This is a genomic window from Banduia mediterranea, assembly GCF_031846245.1.
In the GTDB taxonomy this organism is placed as follows: Bacteria; Pseudomonadota; Gammaproteobacteria; order Nevskiales; family Nevskiaceae; genus Banduia; species Banduia mediterranea.
On the sequence record NZ_JAVRIC010000005.1, the window covers coordinates 28,957 to 49,260 of the forward strand.

Sequence of the window (20,304 nt, forward strand, 5' to 3'; positions counted from 1 at the left end):
TAATCGCCACCCTTCGTTCACCGGACCGGGCCCGCGAACATTGCCGCGGCCCGTCCCGATCACCAGTTCCTGAAACGGATGTTCAAACGCATACTCGTCGTCTGCACCGGCAATATCTGTCGTAGCCCCATCGGCGAAGGTCTACTCAAAGCACGGCTGGACGGTCGTGGAATCGAGGTGTTTTCGGCCGGCGTCGGCGCGCTGGTCGGGCACCCTGCCGATGCGCATGCCAGCGCGGTGATGCGCGAGCATGGCTACGATATCGACGCGCACCGCGCGCAACAGGCCACCCAGCCGATCCTGGCCCATTCCGACCTGATCCTGACGATGGACCAGACGCATTCGGATTGGCTGAACCAGCGCTATCCGCAGTTTCGCGGGCGGGTGCACAAGATGCTCAAGTGGCAGGCCAATGCCGATGTGGACGATCCGTATCGACGCCCGCGCGAAGCCTTTGAGCGCTCATTCAGTGAAATCGAATCGGGCGTGGACGACTGGGTCAAGCGCTTGGGGTAAGGGACCATGGCGTCCCGCGGCACGATATTCGATCACTGAATTTGCTTAGATCGAAGGCGCCGCAAGGGCTGGAGCGGTGCGAGGATACGTTAGACTCGCGCCCGCTGCGGAACCGGTAGCGGGTCGATACGGTCGATCCACTCCGTCCGCACGAAGCATTACGCGTCCGCTTTGCTTGAAATGCTTCAGGGCGGATGATGCTCGTTTCGCCGCAAATCGACGCACCTCATTTTCTTCAGACGATACGAACAGGTACTTGAGCGATGGCTGCCCTTGGAACCGAACGCGTCCTCAGCGTTCGCCATTGGAATGACACTCTTTTCAGTTTCACCACGACGCGCGACCCGAGTCTGCGCTTCGAGAACGGCCAGTTCGTGATGATCGGCCTGCAGGTGGAACAGCGGCCGCTGCTGCGCGCCTACAGCATTGCCAGCGCGAACTATGAAGAGCATCTGGAATTCTTCAGCATCAAGGTGGCGAACGGTCCGCTGACATCGCGGCTGCAACATCTCAAGGAGGGCGACGAAATCTTCGTCAGCAAGAAGCCCACCGGAACGTTGCTGTTGCATGACCTGCTGCCGGGCAAGCATCTGTACCTGCTGTCCACCGGGACCGGCCTTGCGCCATTCATGAGCCTGGTCAAGGACCCGGAGATGTACGAGCGTTTCGAGAAGATCGTGCTGGTGCACGGTGTGCGCCAGGTCAACGAGCTGGCGTATGAGGAATACCTGTCCGAAACTCTGCCGAACGATGAAATTCTCGGCGAGTACGTGCGTGACAAGCTGATCTACTATCCGACCGTGACGCGCGAACCATTCCGCAACACCGGTCGCCTGACCCAGCTGATCGAAAGCGGCAAGCTGTTCGACGATATCGGCCTGCCTCGCCTCAAGCCGGAAACCGACCGCGCGATGCTGTGCGGCAGTCCGGCGATGCTGACCGATACCGCAGCCCTGCTCGACGCCCACGGCCTCAGGATTTCTCCGCATATCGGGGCGCCCGGTGACTACGTGATCGAGCGGGCCTTCGTCGAAAAGTAGGCCGGGCGCCCCTGTCGCCGGCCTGCCGCTACGGTACTGCCGCGCTGGGTGTAGAATTTGCAGTCGGCTTTGCGACGATCCGCGCGTCTGTACGGCAGTTCCCGCCGTGGCATGCGGCGTTGCCCGCACCGTTGCACACATGCTGCCCCCCAAGTCTTCAAGCGCCCGAATCATTGTCATTGGCGACCGCCCGGGATCGCGCCAATCCACGGTGAGAACGCTGAGTGCCTCCGGGCTCTCGGAGACCATCGAGGCGGCCGGAGTCGACGAAGCGATTTCGCAGCTGGCCGGCATCGATCTGATTGTTCTGGATGCCAATGCGTCCGAATACGCCGCGCTGGCGCAATGTCGTCAGCTCCGCGAGCACTGCGGGTCCGAACTACCGATACTCAGCTTGGCCCCGGCCGGTTTGCGCGAGGCCTTGGACGCGGTTACCGACGTCTGTCTTGCGCAGCCGGTGGAGCCCGCCGTGCTGATTGCCGTCATCAGCACGCTGCTGCGCGCGCGGGCCGCGGAAACGGCCTTGAAGCCTTCGAAAAGAAATACGCAAGCGCCCCCGCAACAGGACGGAGACACCCGCACCGATTCCGAGAACGGACTGAAGGACGACATGCTGTCGGTGCTGTCACACGAGTTGCGTAACCCGCTGAATGCGATTTCGGGTTGGGTGCAGATCCTTGCTCAGGATCGTTCGCCCGAGACGCTGCGCGAAGGGATCGCCGCGATCGGACGCAATACCCAGATCCAGATTGAACTGATTTCCGATCTGGTGGATGCCTCGCGCTCCCTGACCGGCAAGCTGGAACTCGATCTTCAATCCGTCGACCTGGGCTTCATCACCGAGCAGGCCGTCACGGCCCTGTATGCCGACGCCTCCGGACGACGGTTGACGTTGCGCGGCGCCGAGCTCTACACCTGCACGGTCCGTGGCGATCAGTCGCGTTTGCAACAGCTCGTACGCTCCTTGATCGGTCTCGGTATCCGGCATGCGGCCGAAGGCGGCACGATTGGCCTCACGCTCGCGCAGGACGGCGATCTGGCGATGCTCTCGATCAGCATCGACCGCTGCGATATCGAACAGGCAGTGCTGGACGGTATTTTCAACGTGAGTGCCTCGAAACCGCGCCGGCGTCTCGACGGACCTGGCCTCAAGCTGTTGATGGCGAAGCGCCTGGCGGAGCTGCATGGTGGCGCGCTCAGTGCGACAAGGGATGCCGGCGGGGCGCTTCGATTCTCCTTGAGCGTGCCCAGTGAAGCGGATGCTGCGCCGGTCGATATCGATGCGCTCACGGCGCAGGCGATGCAGGCTGAAGTCAGTCGCCTGGCCGGTATCGACGTGATGGTGGTCGATCCGGACACCGAATCGCGTCAGGCATTGCGCGACCTGTTGCGTTCGCTTGGCGCCAACATGATCGAATGTGCCAGTTCCGAGCGCGCGCTCAAGCTGCTGCGCGGTATGCACCCGTCCGTGATCATTCTCGCCGCAGGACTTGCAGGGGATGATCTCGGCCGCTTCACGGCCGGGGCGCGACGCTATGGCGGTGTCGAACAGCCAATGATTGTCCTGCTGCCGAGCGATGCGGCGGCGATGTCGGCATCAGCGTTGGACGGATTCCAGGCGCAGCTGCACCGGCCGGTCACGCGCGAGGCCTTGTGCTCGGCGGTCGAGTCGGTGGTGTCGGCGCGCCACTGAGCGCATGAACCGCGGTTCACGAAAAAGCCCACCGTTTGAAGGTGGGCTTGGGGACCGACACGGGTAATCGCCTATTCGACCGCGTCGCCTTCGCTCACGGTGATCGTGATCGTGTCGGATTTGACCACCGGATCGGTCGGCTGATGTTTCCAGTCACCGAGGATCAGTTGCAGGGTGTGTTCGCCGGGCGTGAGTTCGATCTCGGTTTCGGTCTGTGCCTTGCCGAAGTGAACGACTTGATCGGTAGCCGGCAAGGGCCGGTCGGTGTCAATCTCCGGATCATCGATCAGCAGATGATGGTGGCCGGAATTCGGCAACGGGTCGCCAGCGGGCACGATCTTCACGTGTTCCGCGCCAAACAGGATTTTCACCGGACTGCTTACGGTAGCGCCATCGGTGGGTTCCACGAAGTAGACCCGCGCATCGTCCGGAACCGGAGCGGGGGCGCTCATGGCCGGTTCGGTCGTCATCTCATGGGCAGCCGGCTCGGCGGGGGTCATTGCCTTCATGTCCTCTGCACTGTCAGCGGGTTCCTGATTGCAGCCGGCGGCCAGAGTCAGAACGAACAAGGGGACGGCGGCGTAGGCGAGACGCATGGCATGCTCCTGCTGCGTTGGGGGAGGCCGATTCTTCCACATGGCGAGCGCCGCGACCAACTCGCGCAAAACCGCTGTGCATTGTGGCCGGACCGCAAAACGTGTACCGTGCGCGCCAGTTTGTCGCGGCGCGGTCCGGTTCGCGCCCGAGGTCCACCGGCCTTAGCCGCTTTTCCTCTTTCGCAAACCTGTCCGGCCTTCGCCGGATAATCCGAATCTCATGCGCCTGAACCGGTGCTTCCAGCGGAAGCCAGGCCGAACAGGATGCATACCAGATGAATTTTTCTGAACTCGGCGTAGACGCCGCCCTTGCGCGTGCGGTCGCCGATCTCGGTTTTACCGTTCCCACGCCGATCCAGGCCCAGGCCATTCCCGTGGTGCTGAAAGGCGGTGATCTGCTCGCTGCCGCACAAACCGGCACCGGCAAGACCGCTGCCTTCATGTTGCCGCTGATGAGCCGGCTGATGCAGGGCAATTCGCGGCGCGAGCCGCGCGCCCTGGTGCTGACGCCGACGCGCGAGCTGGCCTCGCAGATCGCCGACGATGCCTCGGCCTACGGCCGCCATGCGCGGCTGCGCAACACCCTGATCTTTGGCGGCGTCAGCGCGCGTCCCCAGGAAGCAGCGCTGCGTCGTGGCGTCGATATCGTCATCGCCACCCCGGGGCGTCTGCTGGATCACGCTTCCACGCGCACCATCGACCTGTCCCACGTCGAGATTCTGGTGCTGGACGAGGCCGACCGCATGCTCGACATGGGCTTCATCCGCGACATTCGGCGCATCCTTGCCTTGCTGCCGGCGAAGCGTCAGAACCTATTGTTCTCGGCGACGTTCTCGCCGGAGATTCGCGGTCTCGCGGGCAGCCTGCTGCATGCCCCGGCGACGGTGGATGTGGCGCCGCGCAACGCTACCGCCGAGCGCGTCGAACAGCGCATCTATCATTGCGACAAGTCGCGCAAGCAGCCGCTGCTGTCCTACCTGATCGGCAGCGGGAACTGGCGTCAGGTGCTGGTCTTCGCCCGCACCAAACACGGTGCCGACCGCCTCGCCAAGCAGCTCGAGCGTGACGGGCTGACGTCCGCCGCGATTCACGGCAACAAGTCACAGAACGCCCGCACACGGGCGCTGGCCGACTTCAAGGCGAACCGCGTACGGGTGCTGGTGGCCACCGACATTGCCGCGCGCGGCATCGACATCGTCGAACTGCCGCATGTGGTCAACTACGAGCTGCCGCATGTGCCGGAAGACTACGTGCATCGCATCGGTCGCACCGGTCGTAACGGCTGCGAGGGCGAAGCGATCTCACTGGTGTCCGAGGACGAACGCGGGCAACTGCGCGATATCGAGCGGCTGCTCAAGCGCAGTCTGCCGGTGACCGAGCAGGCCGGCTTCACCTTGAGTCGTCCGCCTTCCGGAGAGGTTCGTCGCCCCGCAAAGACCCCTGCCAAACCCAATAATGCCCGCGCCGAGGACGGTAACAAGTCCGGCGCGCCGGGCCAGAAGCGCCGTCGGCGCCCCCGTCGTGACGGGCAGGCGCCGCACAGCGGCCACGCTCACCCTTCCAAGACCAAGGATCGCGCATGATTCGTATCTACGCAGGCGGCCTGCCGCCCGATATGACCGAGCAGGAACTTTCAGAGCTGTTTTCCGAACACGGCCGGGTACGCGAGCTGTCGCTGGCCCATGACGTCTTCACCGGCCGTTGCCGTGGCTTCGGCTTCGTGGCGATGGAAGGCCACCATGCGCGGGCCGCGATCACGGGCCTCAACGGGCGCGAAGTGCGCGGACACATCCTTCGCGTCAATCAGGAAAAGACCAAGCCGGGCGCACGCCGCGGCGGTCGTCGCTAGTTGATCTAGTCGTCCAACTGCCCGACCGCTACGGGTATTGCCAAAGAGTATTTTTCTCCCTCTGGGAGAGGGTCGGGGTGAGGGCGCTTTCATGGCTCCCGCACTGGGCCCCAAGGCGAAAAGCGCCTTATCCCCAGCCTTTCTCCCGGAGGGAGAAGAGCGCCATTTAAGCTCCTCGGTTCCTGCCGCCGACGCTCCTAGGCCCTTTCGATCCGGTCCACGCCGTCGGCGTGCCCAAGCAGGAGCACGTCGGCTCCGCGGTGGGCGAACAATCCCACGGTGACCACGCCGGCGATCTGGTTGATCGTGCTTTCCAGCGCGGGTGGGTCGGAAATCTGCAGGCCGTGAACGTCCAGAATGTGGTTGCCGTTGTCGGTGACCACGCCCTCGCGCCATACCGGACGACTGCCGATTGCCGCCAGCTTCCGGGCCACCAGACGGCGGGCCATCGGGATCACTTCCACCGGCAGGGGAAAGGCGCCGAGCACATCGACGCGCTTTGAGCGGTCTGCAATGCAGATGAAGCGTTGGCTCGCGGCGGCCACGATCTTTTCGCGCGTCAGCGCGGCGCCGCCGCCCTTGATCAGGTTCAGGCCCGCGTCGGCTTCGTCGGCGCCGTCCACGTAGATCGAAATGCCATCGACCTCGTTGAGGTCGACCACCGGAATGCCGATAGCCTTGAGCCGTTCGGTGCTGGCGAGCGACGACGATATGGCGGCGGGAATCTCCGACTTGCGCGGGGCCAGTGCGTCAATGAAGAAATTGACGGTGGAACCGGTGCCGACACCCAATACCTCTCCCGGAACCAGATACTGCAGAGCCGACTCGGCGGCGAGACGTTTGGCAGAATCCTGGGACATGGGCGGGCGCGGCGGAAGTGGTCGCTGAATCTACCGTGTTTTGTGGCGTTTCTCACCCGGAAACCGGTTTCGCCGGCCGCGTTCCGAACAAGGCGGTGCCGATACGTACGAGCGTCGCACCTTCGGCGATCGCCACTTCGAAGTCGCCGGACATGCCGGCGGACAGGGTGTCCAGTTCCAGGCCGCGTTCAATCAGCGATTCATACAGTTCACGCAGTCGCCGGTAAGGTCGCCGCGCGTCGCCCTCCGGCGCAACGCGCGCCGGAATCGTCATCAGTCCACGCAGCCGCAGTCCGGGCTGAGCGGCGACGAATTCGCACAGCGCGGCAGCATCGCCGGGTGCCACGCCGGACTTGCTGGCTTCGCCGTCGATGTTGACCTGCACGCATACATTCAACGGCCCGAGCGACGCCGGACGCTGCTCGCCGAGGCGGCGTGCGATCCTGTCGCGGTCCACACCGTGAACCCAGTCGAAGCGGGACGCGATCTCGCGCGTCTTGTTGGACTGAACCGGCCCGGTGAAATGCCATTCCAGTCCGCAATCGGCGAGCGCGTCCATTTTCTTCACGGCTTCGGACAGATAGTTCTCACCGAAGGCGCGTTGGCCGTTGCGCACAGCATCACGAATCGTTTCAACATCGAAGGTCTTGCTCATTGCGAGCAGCCGAACGGTTCCCGGTGCGCGCCCGGCGGCGGCACTTGCCTGCGCGATCCGGGCCCGGATTTGCGCAAGGTTTTCAGCGATGTGCGTTTTCTTGCCTGTCATCGGGTTTGCCGATAGTGTTCGAGCGTTCGGGGAGCCGCAATCAACTGGGGAGTGTTCATGGATATCGCGCAGCTCTTGAGCTTTGCCGTCAAGCAAGGCGCATCCGATTTGCACCTGTCGGCCGGGGTCGAGCCGATGATTCGTGTCGACGGCGACGTCAAGCGCATCAACCTGCCGCCGATGGAGCACAAACAGGTGCACGGCATGATCTACGACATCATGAACGACAAGCAGCGCAAGGACTACGACGAGTTCTTCGAGACCGACTTTTCGTTCGAGATTCCGGGGCTTGCCCGTTTCCGCGTCAATGCCTTCACCCAGGCGCGCGGCGCCGGCGCGGTGTTTCGCACGATCCCCAGCAAGATCATGTCGCTGGAAGATCTCAAGTGTCCGCCGATCTTCAAGGACATCGCCAAGTTCCCGCGTGGCGTGGTGCTGGTCACCGGCCCGACCGGCTCGGGCAAGTCGACCACGCTGGCGGCGATCGTCGACCACATCAACGAAAACGACTACGGGCACATCCTCACGATCGAGGACCCGATCGAATTCGTGCACCAGTCCAAGAAGTGTCTGATCAACCAGCGGGAGGTGCATCGCGATACGCTCGGTTTCAATGAAGCGCTGCGTTCGGCGCTGCGCGAGGATCCGGATGTCGTTCTGGTCGGCGAAATGCGTGATCTGGAGACGATCCGTTTGGCGCTGACCGCCGCCGAAACCGGGCATCTGGTGTTCGGCACCCTGCACACCAGTTCCGCCGCCAAGACCGTTGATCGCGTGGTCGATGTGTTTCCGGCGGCCGAGAAGGACATGGTTCGCGCGATGCTGTCCGAATCGCTGCGCGCGGTGATCTCGCAGACCCTGCTCAAGAAAACCGGCGGCGGCCGCGTGGCGGCCCATGAGATCATGCTGGGCACCCCGGCGATCCGGAACCTGATCCGCGAAAACAAGATCGCGCAGATGTACTCGGCGATCCAGACCGGCGGCAAGGACGGCATGCAGACGCTCGACCAATGCCTCAAGGACATGGTCAAGCGCGGCCAGGTGTCCACCGCCGAAGCGCGCCTGCGCGCCATGAACAAGCACGACTTCTGATGTCCGCCCCTCGCGGAACTGGCCTCGCGGGGCGCCGCATTTCGGCAATAGTGCTGGGGGCGCTTATGCTATGGACCAGTGTCGCCGTGTCGGGGGAACTCCCGAAAGTCGGAGATGTCCCGCCGAATGTCTTCGGCAAGGACCAGCGCCGTGTACGCGTGGATCTCGAAGCCTTGAAAGGCGAGGTCGTGGTGCTGACGTTCTGGGCCTCTTGGTGCGGCCCCTGCATGAAGGAAATGCAGATGCTGTCGCAGCTCAAGGCGCTGGCGGACAAGAAGAACGCCAGCCTGGAGATCATCGCGGTCAATTTCCACGAATCGCATGAGCGCTATCGGCAGATACAGAAGCTGCTCAAGGACCTGCCGATTCGAGTCGTCGAGGACCGATACGCGCGCGCATCGCAGACCTATGGCATCAAGGGGATTCCCAACATGTGGCTGATCGGTCGTGATGGCGTGATCGCGGGCCACCATGTCGGCTACTCGGAAGCGCAGCTCAATGATCTGCTGGCGGAGATCAGCGCGCTGATGTCGGCGCCGGCGCAAGTCGCCACGCTGGCCCAGCCGCGCTGAGCTGCGCATCGCACTGACGAGGCACCGATGGAACGAGATCAGGCAATCAAACTCGTCAGCCAGTTGCTGGGCTTGATGAAACAGAAAGGGGGCTCGGACCTGTTCATCTCCTCCGGCTTTCCACCGGCGATGAAGATCGACGGAAAGCTCACGCCGGTGATGGACAAGCCACTGACCGCGGAAGCCGCCGCAGTGATCATGCGGGCCTTGATGAATGATCGGCAGATCAAGGAGTTCGAAGCCAGCAACGAGTGCAATTTCGCGATTTCGCCGCCGAACATCGGCCGCTTTCGCGTCAATGCCTTCGTTCAGCAGGGCCGCGTCGGCGGCGTGATGCGCATGATCAACACCACCATCCCCAGCTTCGAAGACCTGGGACTGCCGCCGCAGTTGCGCGACGTGGTGATGGCCAAGCGTGGTCTGGTGCTGATGGTCGGCGCCACTGGTTCCGGCAAGAGCACCTCGCTGGCGGCGATGCTCGGCTATCGCAACACCCATTCGCATGGTCACATCATCACCATCGAAGACCCGATCGAGTACGTGCATCCGCATGTCGGTTGCCTGGTCACCCAGCGCGAGGTCGGAGTCGATACGTTCTCCTGGGAAAACGCGCTCAAAAATACCCTGCGTCAGGCGCCGGACGTGATTCTGATCGGCGAGATCCGCACCCGCGAAACCATGGAATACGCGATCAACTTCACGGAAACGGGGCATCTGGTGCTATCCACACTGCACGCCAACAGCGCCAACCAGGCACTGGACCGCATCGTCAACTTCTTCCCGGAGGAAAAGCACGAGCAGTTGCTGATGGACCTTTCGCTGAACCTGCGTGCCATCATTTCGCAACGGCTGGTGCGCAGTGAAGCCGGAGGGCGTGCCGCCGCCATGGAGATTCTGATCAACTCACCGCTGATCTCCGACCTGATCTTCAAGGGCGATGTGGCGATGATCAAGGAGGTCATGGGCCGTTCGCGCGAGCAGGGCATGATCACCTTCGACCAGTTCCTGTTCGACCTGTTCGAGGCCGGCACCATCAGCTACGAGGAAGCCCTGCGCAATGCGGACAGCCAGAACGAGCTGCGTCTTCGCGTCAAGCTGGAATCCACCCGTGCGCGCCAGGACCTGCTGGAAGACCCTGGTGTTCGCGCCATGCAGATGAAGGACGAGGACGACGGCCAGAGTCTGCGCCGATAACACTAATGAGCACGCCGCCGACTTCCCTGCAAACCTTCCAGAAGCTGCTGGCCTACCTCAAGCTGGCCGTCGAGAAAGGCGCATCCGATCTGTTCTTCTCACCGGACGCGCCGGCGATGCTCAAGATCGAGGGCCAGATGCTGGCCGTGGGCAAGACCCGGCTCAGCAGCGACTTCATCAAGGCACTCGCCTACAGCATTCTCTCGCCGGAGCAGCGGGAGGTGTTACGCACGCGGCTGGAAATCGATGTGGCGACGGAAGCCGGTGGATTGGGCCGCTTTCGCGTCAACATCTTCCACCAGCGCTCGACGGTAGCGATGGTGCTGCGTCATGTGAAAGCCGAGGTGCCGCGGCTCGAGCAGCTCGACATGCCCGAAATCATCAAGAATCTGGTGATGCTCAAACGCGGCATGGTGCTGATGGTCGGCGCCACCGGCTCCGGCAAGAGCACCACGCTGGCGGCGATGATCAAGCATCGCAATGAACACGCGGCCGGCCATATCCTCACGATCGAAGACCCGATCGAATACGTGCATCCGAATTGCCGCAGCATCGTCAACCAGCGCGAGATCGGCGAAGACACCGAATCCTACGAACGCGCGCTGTTCAGCTCCCTGCGCGAAGCACCGGACGTGATCCTGATTGGCGAAATCCGCAAGCGCGACACCATGGAGGCGGCGATCCAGCTGGCCAACACCGGCCATCTCGCCCTGTCGACGCTGCACGCCAACAATGCCTATCAGGCTTTGCAACGCGTGGTGAACCTGTATCCGCCGGAACTGCGCGACCAGCTCTACATGGACCTCTCGATGACTCTGCGCGCGATCGTGTCGCAGCGACTCGTACGCCGCAAGGACGGCAGGCGCTGCGCCGCGGTGGAGGTCATGATCAACACCCCGTACATTCAGGAACTGATATTGAACAAGCGGATCGACGAGGTGCACGAAGCCATGGTGCAGTCTTCGGACCGTGGCATGCAGAGTTTCGACCAGTCGCTGTATGCCTTGTATCAAAGTGGCGCGATCGAACTCGAAGAAGCGCTGGAGAATGCCGATTCGCGCGCCAATCTCGAGGCCAAGATCAATTTCGGAGGCTGAATGAGCAGGATTGTCGCGTTTCTGGGCTTGGCTGGCCGCGGGTATGTTCCGCTATGGCTTGCTTTGCTGTCGTGCACGGCATGCGCCTACGCTCATGCCGCAGGCGCCGCCGAATGCGAGTCGCCCCGAAATTCGCGCCAGGTGCGTACCGCGGTCGAGGACGCGCGCTCGGCGATTGCCGAGGGGCGGGCCGCTTCCGCCATCGAGTCCCTGCTGGCACAAGCCGCGACGACGCGAAAGGATGCCGACCGCGCGACGCTGTTGCTGACGGCCGGATACCTGCAGCTTCGGGGCCGGCAACTCGACGAAGCGAGCGACACGCTGGCGGCCGCGATGCAGGCTGCGTCACCGGACAGTGCGACGCGCCGGAGCGTGCGAGAGCTGATGGCGCAGGCGCTGTGGGAGCAGAAGCGGTATCAGCAGATCATCGAGCTGTACGAATCGACGAACGTCTGTGTCTTGGAGTCGCCGTGGACCGCCTCGTATTCGTACGGCGCCGCGCTGCTCAAGACGGGACAGTTGGACCGTGTCTACGAATTGGCGGCGGCAGTGATCGGGCCTATGCGCGAATCGATGAACCTGCGCGATGATGAGCCGCTGTATGACGGTTTCGAATGGCAGGTGCTCGGCATGTCTGCGCAATGCGCGCTCCAGAAGCGCAGGCCCTGTCTGGAGAGTTGGCGCGATCTCTATCGGATACGCGACATGAGCGAAACGATATCGCCTGCGTTGAGCTTCATGCTTCCTCGTATCAAGGATTGGCCGGAAGCGCAGGCGATATTGCCCGGGACCATCACACTGGATGCGGGCGTCGCCAACGACGGGGACTGGGTTCCGGCCGCGATCATGCGTGACGCGGTGCCCGCCTATCCGACTTCGGCGATCCGAAACGGTCAGGAGGGCTGGGTTTTGCTACGCATCGAGTTCGATCGGGACGGCAATGTTTCTGACGCCGAAGTGCTGAAATCTCGACCTGAGCGCGTCTTCGATGCCGCCGCGTTGTCGGCGGCAAAGCGGATCGTCATGATGCCCTCGCCGGACATTCCGGCCGGTGAAACGCGCGCGACGCGCAAGCTCTACCAATTCCGCATTGCGCGGTAGAACGTGCTGCGCTTCGCCCTCCAGCGCCTGCTCTACGCGATCCCCACAGTGCTGGTGCTGGCGACGCTGACCTTCTTTCTGATGCACGCCGCGCCGGGTGGGCCGTTCGATCGCGAGCGCGCCTTGGCGCCGCAGGTGCGCCAGCAGGTCGAAGCGGCCTATGACCTCGACAAGCCGGTCTGGCGGCAGTACCTGATCTACCTGGGCCGTCTGGCGCACGGCGATCTCGGGCCGTCCTTCCAGTACCCCGGATTCACCGTCAACGAACTGATCGCGAGCGGCTTTCCGGTCTCGCTGAAGCTGGGCGGGCTGGCGATGTTGCTGGCGCTGGCGGGCGGCGTCACGGTCGGAGCGTATGCCGCCTTGCGACAGAAGCGATTCGGCGACTATGCGTCGATGAGCCTGGCGATGACCGGGATAGCCCTGCCGAATTTCGTCATCGCCCCGTTGCTGGTGCTCTTTTTCGCGCTCGGTCTGGGCTGGCTGCCGGCCGGGGGTTGGGAAGCCGGTCAGTGGCAGGACATGGTGCTGCCGGTGGTGGCGCTGGCCCTGCCGCAACTCGCCTACCTGGCGCGGCTGACGCGTGGCAGCATGGTCGAGGTGCTGCGCTCGGACTTCATCCGGACGGCCCGCGCCAAGGGCTTGCCGGAACGAACCGTGATCGCCCGGCATGCCTTGCGTCCGGCGCTGATGCCGGTGGTGTCCTATCTCGGGCCTGCCACCGCCGCGCTGATCACCGGCTCGGTGGTGATCGAACAGATCTTCTCGATACCGGGCCTGGGACGACATTTCATTCAGGGTGCGCTGAATCGCGACTACACCGTCGTCATGGGCGTGGTGATCTTTTATGGCGTGCTGATCGTGGCACTGAACTTCATTGTGGACCTGAGTTATGGCGCGCTCGATCCGCGAGTGCGGCAGCGCTGATGGCAGCGCCAGCCACTCCTTTGGCACCCGCATCCGCGATCGGAAGTTCCGGGCCTTTGGCGTGGCGGCGTTTGCGCGAGCATCGCGCGGCGCTGGTGTCCCTGGTGCTGCTCGTGCTGATCGCCCTGAGCTGCATGATCGGGCCGTGGTTGCTGGAGTGGAGCTATGACGAACTCGACTTCGAGCACGTCAACGCCGCCCCGGCGCCGGAGGCCGGCCACTGGTTCGGCACCGACAGTGTCGGCCGCGATCTGCTGGCGCGCACGCTGCACGGCGGACGCATATCGTTGCTGGTCGGCATCGTCGCCACACTGGTTTCCCTGAGCGTGGGCGTGGTCTATGGCGCGGTGGCCGGTTATGCCGGTGGCCGCGTCGACAACCTGATGATGCGCGCCGTGGACATCCTCTACGCACTGCCGTTCATGTTTCTGGTGATTCTGCTGATGGTGCTGTTCGGCCGACACCTCGTGTTGATCTTCATCGCCATCGGCGCGATCAACTGGCTGGACATGGCGCGCATCGTCCGCGGTCAGACGCTTTCGCTGAAACACAAGGAATTCGTCGACGCGGCGCGTGTCGGCGGTGTCGGCCCGTACGGCATCCTGCGCCGACACATCGTGCCGAACCTGATGGGCGTGGTCGTGGTGTACGTCACGCTCACGATTCCGCAGGTGATCCTGGTGGAATCGTTTCTCGGCTTTCTCGGGCTGGGCGTGCAGGAGCCGTCCACGAGCTGGGGCGCCCTGGTCAATGACGGTGCTGCCGACATGGAAACCGCACCGTGGGCGCTGGCGTTTCCGGCTGGCTTCCTCGCGGTGACGCTGCTGTGCTTCAACTTCCTCGGCGATGGCCTGCGCGATGCGCTGGACCCCAAGGATCGGTAGCCATGCGGGCTGAATCAGAAGCAGAACCTCGTGCCAAGGCGCAAAGACGCGAAGAAGAGCGGTTTTTAAATGCGCAGATCGCTTTTGAATCTTTCCCTTTGCGCCCTTGCGTCCTTGCGCGAGACCAAGAGCTATTTCGATGACGCTCCTTCAGGTCCAGAATCTGGGAGTGCGCTACTCGGCGCATGGCCGCGAGGTTCGCGCGGTCGATTGCGTCAGCTTCGAACTGGCGGCGGGCGAGGCGCTCGGCATCGTCGGTGAATCCGGGTCCGGCAAGTCGCAGACCGCGCTGGCGGTGATCGGCCTGCTGAGCGCGGGCGCTCGCTGCACGGGACGCATCGAATTCGATGGGCAGTCCCTGCTCGACGCACGGCCGCGTCAGCTGGCGCGGATTCGCGGCGCCGAGATCGGCATGGTATTCCAGGACCCGATGAGCTCGCTCAACCCCTACCTGCGCATCGGGGCCCAGATTCAGGAGGTTCTGGGCCTGCACCGCGGCCTGCGCGGTGGCGCGGCGCGGGCCGAGGCCGAGCGCTGGCTGTCCACCGTGCAGATCACCGATGCGCGCCGCCGTCTGACGCAATATCCGCATGAACTCTCGGGCGGCATGCGTCAGCGCGTGATGATCGCAATGGCGCTGTGCTGCGGTCCGCGCCTGCTGATCGCGGACGAAGCCACCACGGCGCTGGATGTCACGGTGCAGGCGCAAGTGCTGCGCCTGCTCGCCCAGCTGCAAGGCGATCTGGGCCTGGCAATATTGCTGATTACGCACAACTTCGGCGTGGTGTCGGAGCTGTGCCAGCACGTTCTGGTGATGAACCACGGGATGGGGGTGGAGTGCGGCACCACCGAGCGCGTGCTGCACGCTCCGCAGGCCGAGTACACCCAGCGCCTGATCGCGGCGGTGCCGCGCTTGAGCGGGCCGGTGGTGGTTGGGTGAGGGCAACGGTTATGCCGCGCGGCACCCCGCACAATGAATCGCCTGCGGCATGGCCGTTGCCCTCACCCACCGCTCGCATTCGCGAGCGGTCCCCCTCTTTCCCGCATGCGGGCGAGGGTCGGTCGGCATCACGCCGCGCGTGATTCACGCAAAAGACCGCCGTTCTTTGCGTCTTCGCGCCTTTGCGCGACACGAAAGCCCCTACCAGCCGCGCTTGAGAATCGGCTTGAGGAAGTGCCCGGTATACGAGCGCTTGAGCTTGGCCACGGCCTCGGGGGTGCCGGCGGCGACGATTTCGCCGCCGCCGTTGCCGCCTTCCGGGCCGAGATCGATCAGCCAGTCGGCACGTTTGATGACATCGAGATTGTGTTCGATCACGATCACGGTATTGCCATGCTCGCGCAGGCGTTCCAGTACTTTGAGCAGTTGCGCCACGTCATGAAAGTGCAGGCCGGTGGTCGGCTCGTCGAGGATGTAGAGCGTCTGCCCGGTGTCGCGGCGTGACAGTTCCTTGGCCAGCTTGACGCGCTGCGCCTCACCGCCGGACAGCGTGGTCGCGTTCTGTCCCAGGGTGATGTACGAGAGACCGACTTCCATCAGGGTGTCGAGCTTGCGCTTGAGCACTGGCACTGCACCGAAGAACTCCAGCGCGTCCTCGACCGTCATGTCCAGGGCCTCGTTGATCGCCTTGCCCTTGTACTTGATCTCCAGGGTTTCGCGGTTGTAGCGGCGGCCGTGGCAGGTGTCGCAGGTGACGTAGACGTCCGGCAGGAAGTGCATCTCCACCTTGATCACGCCGTCGCCCTGGCAGGTTTCGCAGCGACCGCCCTTGACGTTGAAGCTGAAACGGCCGGGCGTGTAGCCGCGCGCGCGCGACTCGGGCACCGCGGCATAGAGTTCGCGGATCGGCGTGAACAAACCGGTGTAGGTCGCCGGATTGGAGCGCGGCGTGCGCCCGATCGGCGCCTGGTTGATGTCGATCACCTTGTCCAGCGAATCCAGGCCGGCGATCTCCCTGAGCGGCGAGTGCTGAATGCCGGCGCCATTGAGTTCGCGCGCGGCATAGGCGTAGAGCGTGTCGTTGACCAGCGTGGACTTGCCGGAACCGGACACGCCGGTGACGCAGGTGAACAGGCCCAGTGGAAATTCCGCATCGACATTCCTGAGGTTGTTGCCGGTCGCGCCCTTGAGCTGCAGCCAGCGTTCGTCCTGTGGCTTCACGCGTTGCTTGGGGACTTCGATGCGGACTTCGCCGGACAGGTATTTTCCGGTCCAGGACCGTTCCGCCTTTTCGAGATCGGCCGGGGAGCCGTGGGCGACGATCTCGCCACCGTGCACGCCGGCACCGGGGCCGATGTCGACCACGTAGTCGGCGGCGCGGATCGCATCCTCGTCGTGTTCGACCACGATCACGGTGTTGCCGAGATCGCGCAGGCGCGTCAGCGTCTGCAGCAGGCGTTCGTTGTCGCGCTGGTGCAGGCCGATGCTGGGTTCGTCCAGCACGTACATCACGCCGACCAGGCCGGCGCCGATCTGCGAGGCCAGGCGGATGCGCTGCGCCTCGCCGCCGGACAGGCTCTCGGCCGAGCGTGACAGCATCAGGTAATCCAGACCCACGTTGTTGAGAAAGCCCAGGCGCGCCGAAATCTCCTTGATGATCTTGTCGGCGATCTGGCCCTTGTGGCCGGGCAGCTCCAGCGCGCGGAACCAGTCCTCGGCCTCGCGGATCGACAGCCGCGTCAGCGCCGGCAAGGGCTGTTCAGCGACGAACACATTGCGCGCGGCACGGTTCAGGCGGTCTCCGTCGCAGGCGGGGCAGGGCTTGTCCGAGCGGTACTTGGCCAGTTCCTCGCGCACGGCGTCGGATTCGGTTTCGCGGTAGCGCCGCTCCAGATTGGGAATGATGCCTTCGAAACGGTGCGTACGCGTGGCCTTGCGGCCGCGTTCGTCCGGGTAGCGGAACGCGATCCTGTCAGTGCCGCTGCCGTACAGAACGATGTCGCGCGCCTTTTGCGGCATACGCACGAACGGCACTTCCAGGTCGAAGTCGTAGTGTTCGGCCAGCGACTGCAGGATCGCCCAGTAGTAGGGATTGCGGCGGTCCCAGCTGCGGATCGCGCCGGCCGCCAGCGACAGCTCAGGATGCGCGACCACGCGGTCCGGGTCGCACACCTGCATCTGGCCGAGACCGTCGCAGCTCGGGCAGGCACCGTGCGGCGCGTTGAACGAGAACAGGCGCGGTTCCAGCTCCGGCAGCGAATAGCCACAAACCGGGCAGGACATCCTGGAGCTGAAGCTGATGTGCTCGCCTTCGCCGGAATGCGGTGCGATACAGGCCAGGCCCTCGGCCAGCTTGAGTGCGGTTTCGAAGGATTCCGCCAGGCGCTGCTTCAATCCGCCGCCCGCATCGCCGCCGTCCGCAGCGGGAGCGCGCACCTTGAAGCGGTCGACCACCACCTCCACGTCATGCTTGAGCTTGCGGTTGAGGGTGGGGATCTCCTCCAGTTCGTAGACGCGTCCGTCGACGCGTGCGCGCACGAAGCCCTGCGCACGCATCTGCTCGAACACGTCCGCGTGCTCGCCCTTGCGGCCGCGGATCACCGGCGCCAGCAGCAACCAGGCCGAGCCTTCGGGCTGCGCCAGCACGCTGTCCACCATTTGTGACACTTCCTGCGCTTCGAGCACGGTGCCGTGGTCCGGGCAGCGCGGCTGGCCGACACGCGCGTACAGCAGGCGCAGGTAATCGTGGATTTCTGTGACGGTGCCGACGGTCGAGCGCGGATTATGCGAGGTCGATTTCTGCTCGATCGAAATCGCCGGCGACAGGCCCTCGATGGTGTCCACGTCGGGCTTCTGCATCATCGACAGGAACTGCCGGGCATAGGCCGACAGCGATTCGACATAGCGTCGCTGTCCTTCGGCGTAGAGCGTGTCGAAGGCGAGCGAGGACTTGCCGGAGCCGGACAGGCCGGTGAACACGATCAAGCGATCGCGAGGCAGGTCCAGCGAGACATTCTTGAGGTTGTGCGTGCGCGCGCCGCGGATGCGGATGGCGTCCATGGACATGGGTCAAGGGCCGGGGGGAATCGCGTACTATACGCAGAGAATTTTTCACGCCGCAAAGTGGTCGTGCCGGCGCCATGCCGGCGTGGAAGGGCCGCAACGTCGCGGCCGCGGGGTAAGGGCGCCCCAGACACGCGGTCCGTTCCTTGCGAGCAGACCGAACTGAATCCGACAGCGAGGGTCTTGGGGCCCCGAGTCCCGAACACACGAGCGATTTGTCCCGATGAACTCGATCGAACGGCGCGCCACGGGCGGTCTCGCCCTCGTCTACGCCCTGCGCATGATGGGCCTGTTCATGGTCCTCCCGGTATTCACGCCCTATGCCGAAGATCTGCCGGGCGGCGCCACGCCGCAGCAGATCGGTCTGGCGCTGGGCATCTACGGGCTGACCCAGGCGGTGTTGCAGATTCCGCTGGGCTGGCTGTCCGACCGAATCGGCCGCAAGCCGATCATCCTCGCCGGCATGGCCGTCTTCGCCGCCGGCAGCTGGCTGTCGTCCAGTGCCGACACCATAGAATGGCTGATCGTCGGGCGTGCGCTGCAGGGCGCCGGCGCCATTTCCTCCGCCGTCAGCGCCCTGCTGGCCGATGTCACGCGTGCCCAGGTGCGCACCCAGGCGATGACCCTCATGGGTGCCGGCATGGGCGGCGCCTTCGTGCTGGCGCTGATCATCGGGCCGCCGGTGGCGGGTGTGATCGGCGTCGACGGAATCTTCGCGGGCGCTGGCTGGCTCGCCCTGCTGACCCTGCCGATCCTGATCTTCATGGTGCCCAAGGCGCCGCGTCTGAGCGCTACGCGAGGGCGCGTGCGCGATGTGATCCGTGACGGTCGCCTGTTGCGCATCGATGGCGGCATTTTCCTGCTGCACGCGGCGATGACGGCAAGCTTCCTGATGTTGCCCGCGGCGATCGGCGAGGCCATGCACCTCGATCAGGCAGCGCAGTGGGAGGTCTACCTGCCGGTGATGCTGCTGTCGCTGTTCCTGGTCTTCCCGATCATCCGCATCGCCGAGAAGCACGGCCTGCAGCGCAGTGCCATGGTCGGCGCGATACTGGCGCTGGCCTCGGCGCTGCTGACACTCGGTTTCGCCGAACATCACCCGGCGGTTCTGGTGGGCGCGCTGGGTCTGTTCTTCATCGGCTTCAACTATCTGGAAGGTGCGCTGCCGTCGCTGATCTCGCGGATCGCGCCGGCCGACAACAAGGGCGCGGCGCTGGGGGTCTATGCCACCTCCCAGTTTCTGGGCGCCTTCGTCGGTGGCGCCGTGATCGGCGGCAATGCCATGGACTGGTTGGGAATGCACGGCTTTGCCGTGGTCGCGCTGCTGCCGCTGATCTGGCTGAGCTTCGTGTCCGGCATTCCGGTGGTGCCGCGTGACGAGGCGCCGGTCGAGGGCGAGCCGGCAGCGTCGCAGCGCTGACCGGGCGAGGTCCGGCACAGCGGGCCGGGTCCGGCATGATGCGCGCCCCCGACCGTCCCCGGGATTGCCCCCGGCATCACCCGTGCACGCATGCGGCGACGGCGTTATCGTAGCGTTCTGCGGCCCGCTGCCGGCATCAACGGCACCGCGGCGTACGGAATCTGTCCCCGGGGACACTCAGACCAGACACAGCGAGGAAGGCCATGGCCCGCGGCATCAACAAAGTCATCTTGATCGGCAATCTCGGCCAGGATCCGGAAGTGCGCTACACGGCGTCCGGTACGGCCATCGCCAATCTGCGCATTGCCACCTCCGAGCAATGGCGCGACAAGCAGACCGGCGAGAACAAGGAAAACACCGAGTGGCACACCGTCGTGCTGTTCGGCAAGACTGCGGAAATCGCCGGTCAATACCTCAAGAAGGGCCGTCAGGTCTATCTGGAAGGTCGCCTGCAGACGCGCAAGTGGCAGGACAAGTCCGGAAACGAGCGCTACAGCACCGAAGTCGTTGCCAATGAAATGCAGATGCTCGGCAGCACCACGGGCGGTGGTGGCGGCGGTACGGCCAGTTATGACCGAGGCGACAGCAGTCCGCCACCGTCTCGAAGCGCCTCGCCCGAACCGGCGATGGACCGCGACTTCGAGGACGACGATATTCCCTTCTAGCCGCTTCAAAAGCGGGTCTCGCGCCAAGA

19 protein-coding genes are annotated in these 20,304 nt (G+C 64.2%); 15 read left to right on the plus strand and 4 right to left on the minus strand.

What is annotated here, in order from left to right:
• Nucleotides 1–78: 78 nt before the first annotated feature.
• From RM530_RS04855 to RM530_RS04865, 3 genes are all read left to right on the plus strand, one after another.
• Nucleotides 79–516 carry a low molecular weight protein-tyrosine-phosphatase gene (locus RM530_RS04855; protein ID WP_311364085.1) on the plus strand — a complete coding sequence of 146 codons (438 nt, stop codon included), beginning with the start codon at nucleotides 79–81 and terminating at the stop codon, nucleotides 514–516.
• 263 nt (nucleotides 517–779) lie between these two features.
• On the plus strand, nucleotides 780–1,556 hold the full coding sequence (locus RM530_RS04860; protein ID WP_311364086.1) for a ferredoxin--NADP reductase: 777 nt from the start codon (nucleotides 780–782) through the stop codon (nucleotides 1,554–1,556).
• A gap of 211 nt (nucleotides 1,557–1,767) precedes the next feature.
• On the plus strand, nucleotides 1,768–3,249 hold the full coding sequence (locus RM530_RS04865; protein ID WP_311364087.1) for a histidine kinase dimerization/phospho-acceptor domain-containing protein: 1,482 nt from the start codon (nucleotides 1,768–1,770) through the stop codon (nucleotides 3,247–3,249).
• Between the two features lie 71 nt (nucleotides 3,250–3,320).
• Here RM530_RS04865 and RM530_RS04870 read toward each other — a convergent pair whose 3' ends face one another.
• Nucleotides 3,321–3,845, minus strand: coding sequence for a DUF4399 domain-containing protein (locus RM530_RS04870; protein ID WP_311364088.1), 525 nt, complete (start codon nucleotides 3,843–3,845; stop codon nucleotides 3,321–3,323).
• Nucleotides 3,846–4,120: 275 nt separating this feature from the next.
• Between RM530_RS04870 and RM530_RS04875 the strand changes: the two genes are divergently transcribed.
• Together RM530_RS04875 and RM530_RS04880 are read left to right on the plus strand one after the other, a co-directional pair.
• The gene (locus RM530_RS04875) at nucleotides 4,121–5,428 is read left to right on the plus strand and encodes a DEAD/DEAH box helicase (protein ID WP_311364089.1); all 1,308 of its coding nucleotides are present in this window, start codon (nucleotides 4,121–4,123) and stop codon (nucleotides 5,426–5,428) included.
• Complete coding sequence (locus tag RM530_RS04880; protein WP_311364090.1) at nucleotides 5,425–5,694, plus strand: RNA recognition motif domain-containing protein; 270 nt, start codon at nucleotides 5,425–5,427, stop codon at nucleotides 5,692–5,694. Before RM530_RS04875 ends, RM530_RS04880 begins: the two co-directional genes overlap by 4 nt.
• 197 nt (nucleotides 5,695–5,891) lie before the next feature.
• On the opposite strand, the gene rpiA is transcribed toward RM530_RS04880, so the two are convergent.
• Nucleotides 5,892–6,554, minus strand: coding sequence for a ribose-5-phosphate isomerase RpiA (gene rpiA / locus RM530_RS04885; protein WP_311364091.1), 663 nt, complete (start codon nucleotides 6,552–6,554; stop codon nucleotides 5,892–5,894).
• A gap of 52 nt (nucleotides 6,555–6,606) precedes the next feature.
• Nucleotides 6,607–7,320, minus strand: a complete 714-nt coding sequence (locus RM530_RS04890; protein WP_311364092.1) for a YggS family pyridoxal phosphate-dependent enzyme — start codon at nucleotides 7,318–7,320, stop codon at nucleotides 6,607–6,609.
• A gap of 57 nt (nucleotides 7,321–7,377) precedes the next feature.
• On the opposite strand from RM530_RS04890, the gene RM530_RS04895 reads away from it, so the two are divergent.
• The 8 genes from RM530_RS04895 (at nucleotide 7,378) to RM530_RS04930 (ending at nucleotide 15,127) form a co-directional block, all read left to right on the plus strand.
• Nucleotides 7,378–8,412 (plus strand): type IV pilus twitching motility protein PilT, encoded by a 1,035-nt coding sequence (locus RM530_RS04895; RefSeq protein ID WP_311364093.1) that lies wholly within the window; start codon nucleotides 7,378–7,380, stop codon nucleotides 8,410–8,412.
• A gap of 86 nt (nucleotides 8,413–8,498) precedes the next feature.
• The gene (locus RM530_RS04900; RefSeq protein ID WP_311364094.1) at nucleotides 8,499–8,984 is read left to right on the plus strand and encodes a TlpA family protein disulfide reductase; all 486 of its coding nucleotides are present in this window, start codon (nucleotides 8,499–8,501) and stop codon (nucleotides 8,982–8,984) included.
• Between the two features lie 27 nt (nucleotides 8,985–9,011).
• Nucleotides 9,012–10,178: a PilT/PilU family type 4a pilus ATPase gene (locus tag RM530_RS04905; protein WP_311364095.1), complete on the plus strand. Its 1,167-nt coding sequence runs from the start codon at nucleotides 9,012–9,014 to the stop codon at nucleotides 10,176–10,178.
• A 5-nt stretch (nucleotides 10,179–10,183) separates the two neighbouring features.
• On the plus strand, nucleotides 10,184–11,275 hold the full coding sequence (locus tag RM530_RS04910; RefSeq protein WP_311364096.1) for a PilT/PilU family type 4a pilus ATPase: 1,092 nt from the start codon (nucleotides 10,184–10,186) through the stop codon (nucleotides 11,273–11,275).
• Nucleotides 11,276–12,376 (plus strand): TonB family protein, encoded by a 1,101-nt coding sequence (locus RM530_RS04915; RefSeq protein ID WP_311364097.1) that lies wholly within the window; start codon nucleotides 11,276–11,278, stop codon nucleotides 12,374–12,376. It abuts the gene before it with no gap.
• Nucleotides 12,377–12,379: 3 nt separating this feature from the next.
• Nucleotides 12,380–13,303 (plus strand): oligopeptide ABC transporter permease OppB, encoded by a 924-nt coding sequence (gene oppB, locus RM530_RS04920; RefSeq protein ID WP_311364098.1) that lies wholly within the window; start codon nucleotides 12,380–12,382, stop codon nucleotides 13,301–13,303.
• Nucleotides 13,303–14,187: an ABC transporter permease subunit gene (locus tag RM530_RS04925; protein WP_349256179.1), complete on the plus strand. Its 885-nt coding sequence runs from the start codon at nucleotides 13,303–13,305 to the stop codon at nucleotides 14,185–14,187. The genes oppB and RM530_RS04925 overlap by 1 nt, the downstream gene beginning before the upstream one ends.
• A 139-nt stretch (nucleotides 14,188–14,326) precedes the next feature.
• Nucleotides 14,327–15,127 (plus strand): ATP-binding cassette domain-containing protein, encoded by an 801-nt coding sequence (locus RM530_RS04930; RefSeq protein ID WP_311364100.1) that lies wholly within the window; start codon nucleotides 14,327–14,329, stop codon nucleotides 15,125–15,127.
• Between the two features lie 201 nt (nucleotides 15,128–15,328).
• Here RM530_RS04930 and uvrA read toward each other — a convergent pair whose 3' ends face one another.
• Entirely contained in the window at nucleotides 15,329–18,193 is a 2,865-nt protein-coding gene (gene uvrA / locus RM530_RS04935; RefSeq protein ID WP_311364101.1) for an excinuclease ABC subunit UvrA, read from the minus strand.
• A gap of 220 nt (nucleotides 18,194–18,413) precedes the next feature.
• On the opposite strand from uvrA, the gene RM530_RS04940 reads away from it, so the two are divergent.
• Together RM530_RS04940 and ssb are read left to right on the plus strand one after the other, a co-directional pair.
• Nucleotides 18,414–19,610 carry an MFS transporter gene (locus RM530_RS04940; RefSeq protein ID WP_311364102.1) on the plus strand — a complete coding sequence of 399 codons (1,197 nt, stop codon included), beginning with the start codon at nucleotides 18,414–18,416 and terminating at the stop codon, nucleotides 19,608–19,610.
• Nucleotides 19,611–19,813: 203 nt separating this feature from the next.
• The gene (gene ssb / locus RM530_RS04945; RefSeq protein ID WP_311364103.1) at nucleotides 19,814–20,275 is read left to right on the plus strand and encodes a single-stranded DNA-binding protein; all 462 of its coding nucleotides are present in this window, start codon (nucleotides 19,814–19,816) and stop codon (nucleotides 20,273–20,275) included.
• The last annotated feature ends 29 nt before the right edge of the window (nucleotides 20,276–20,304 follow it).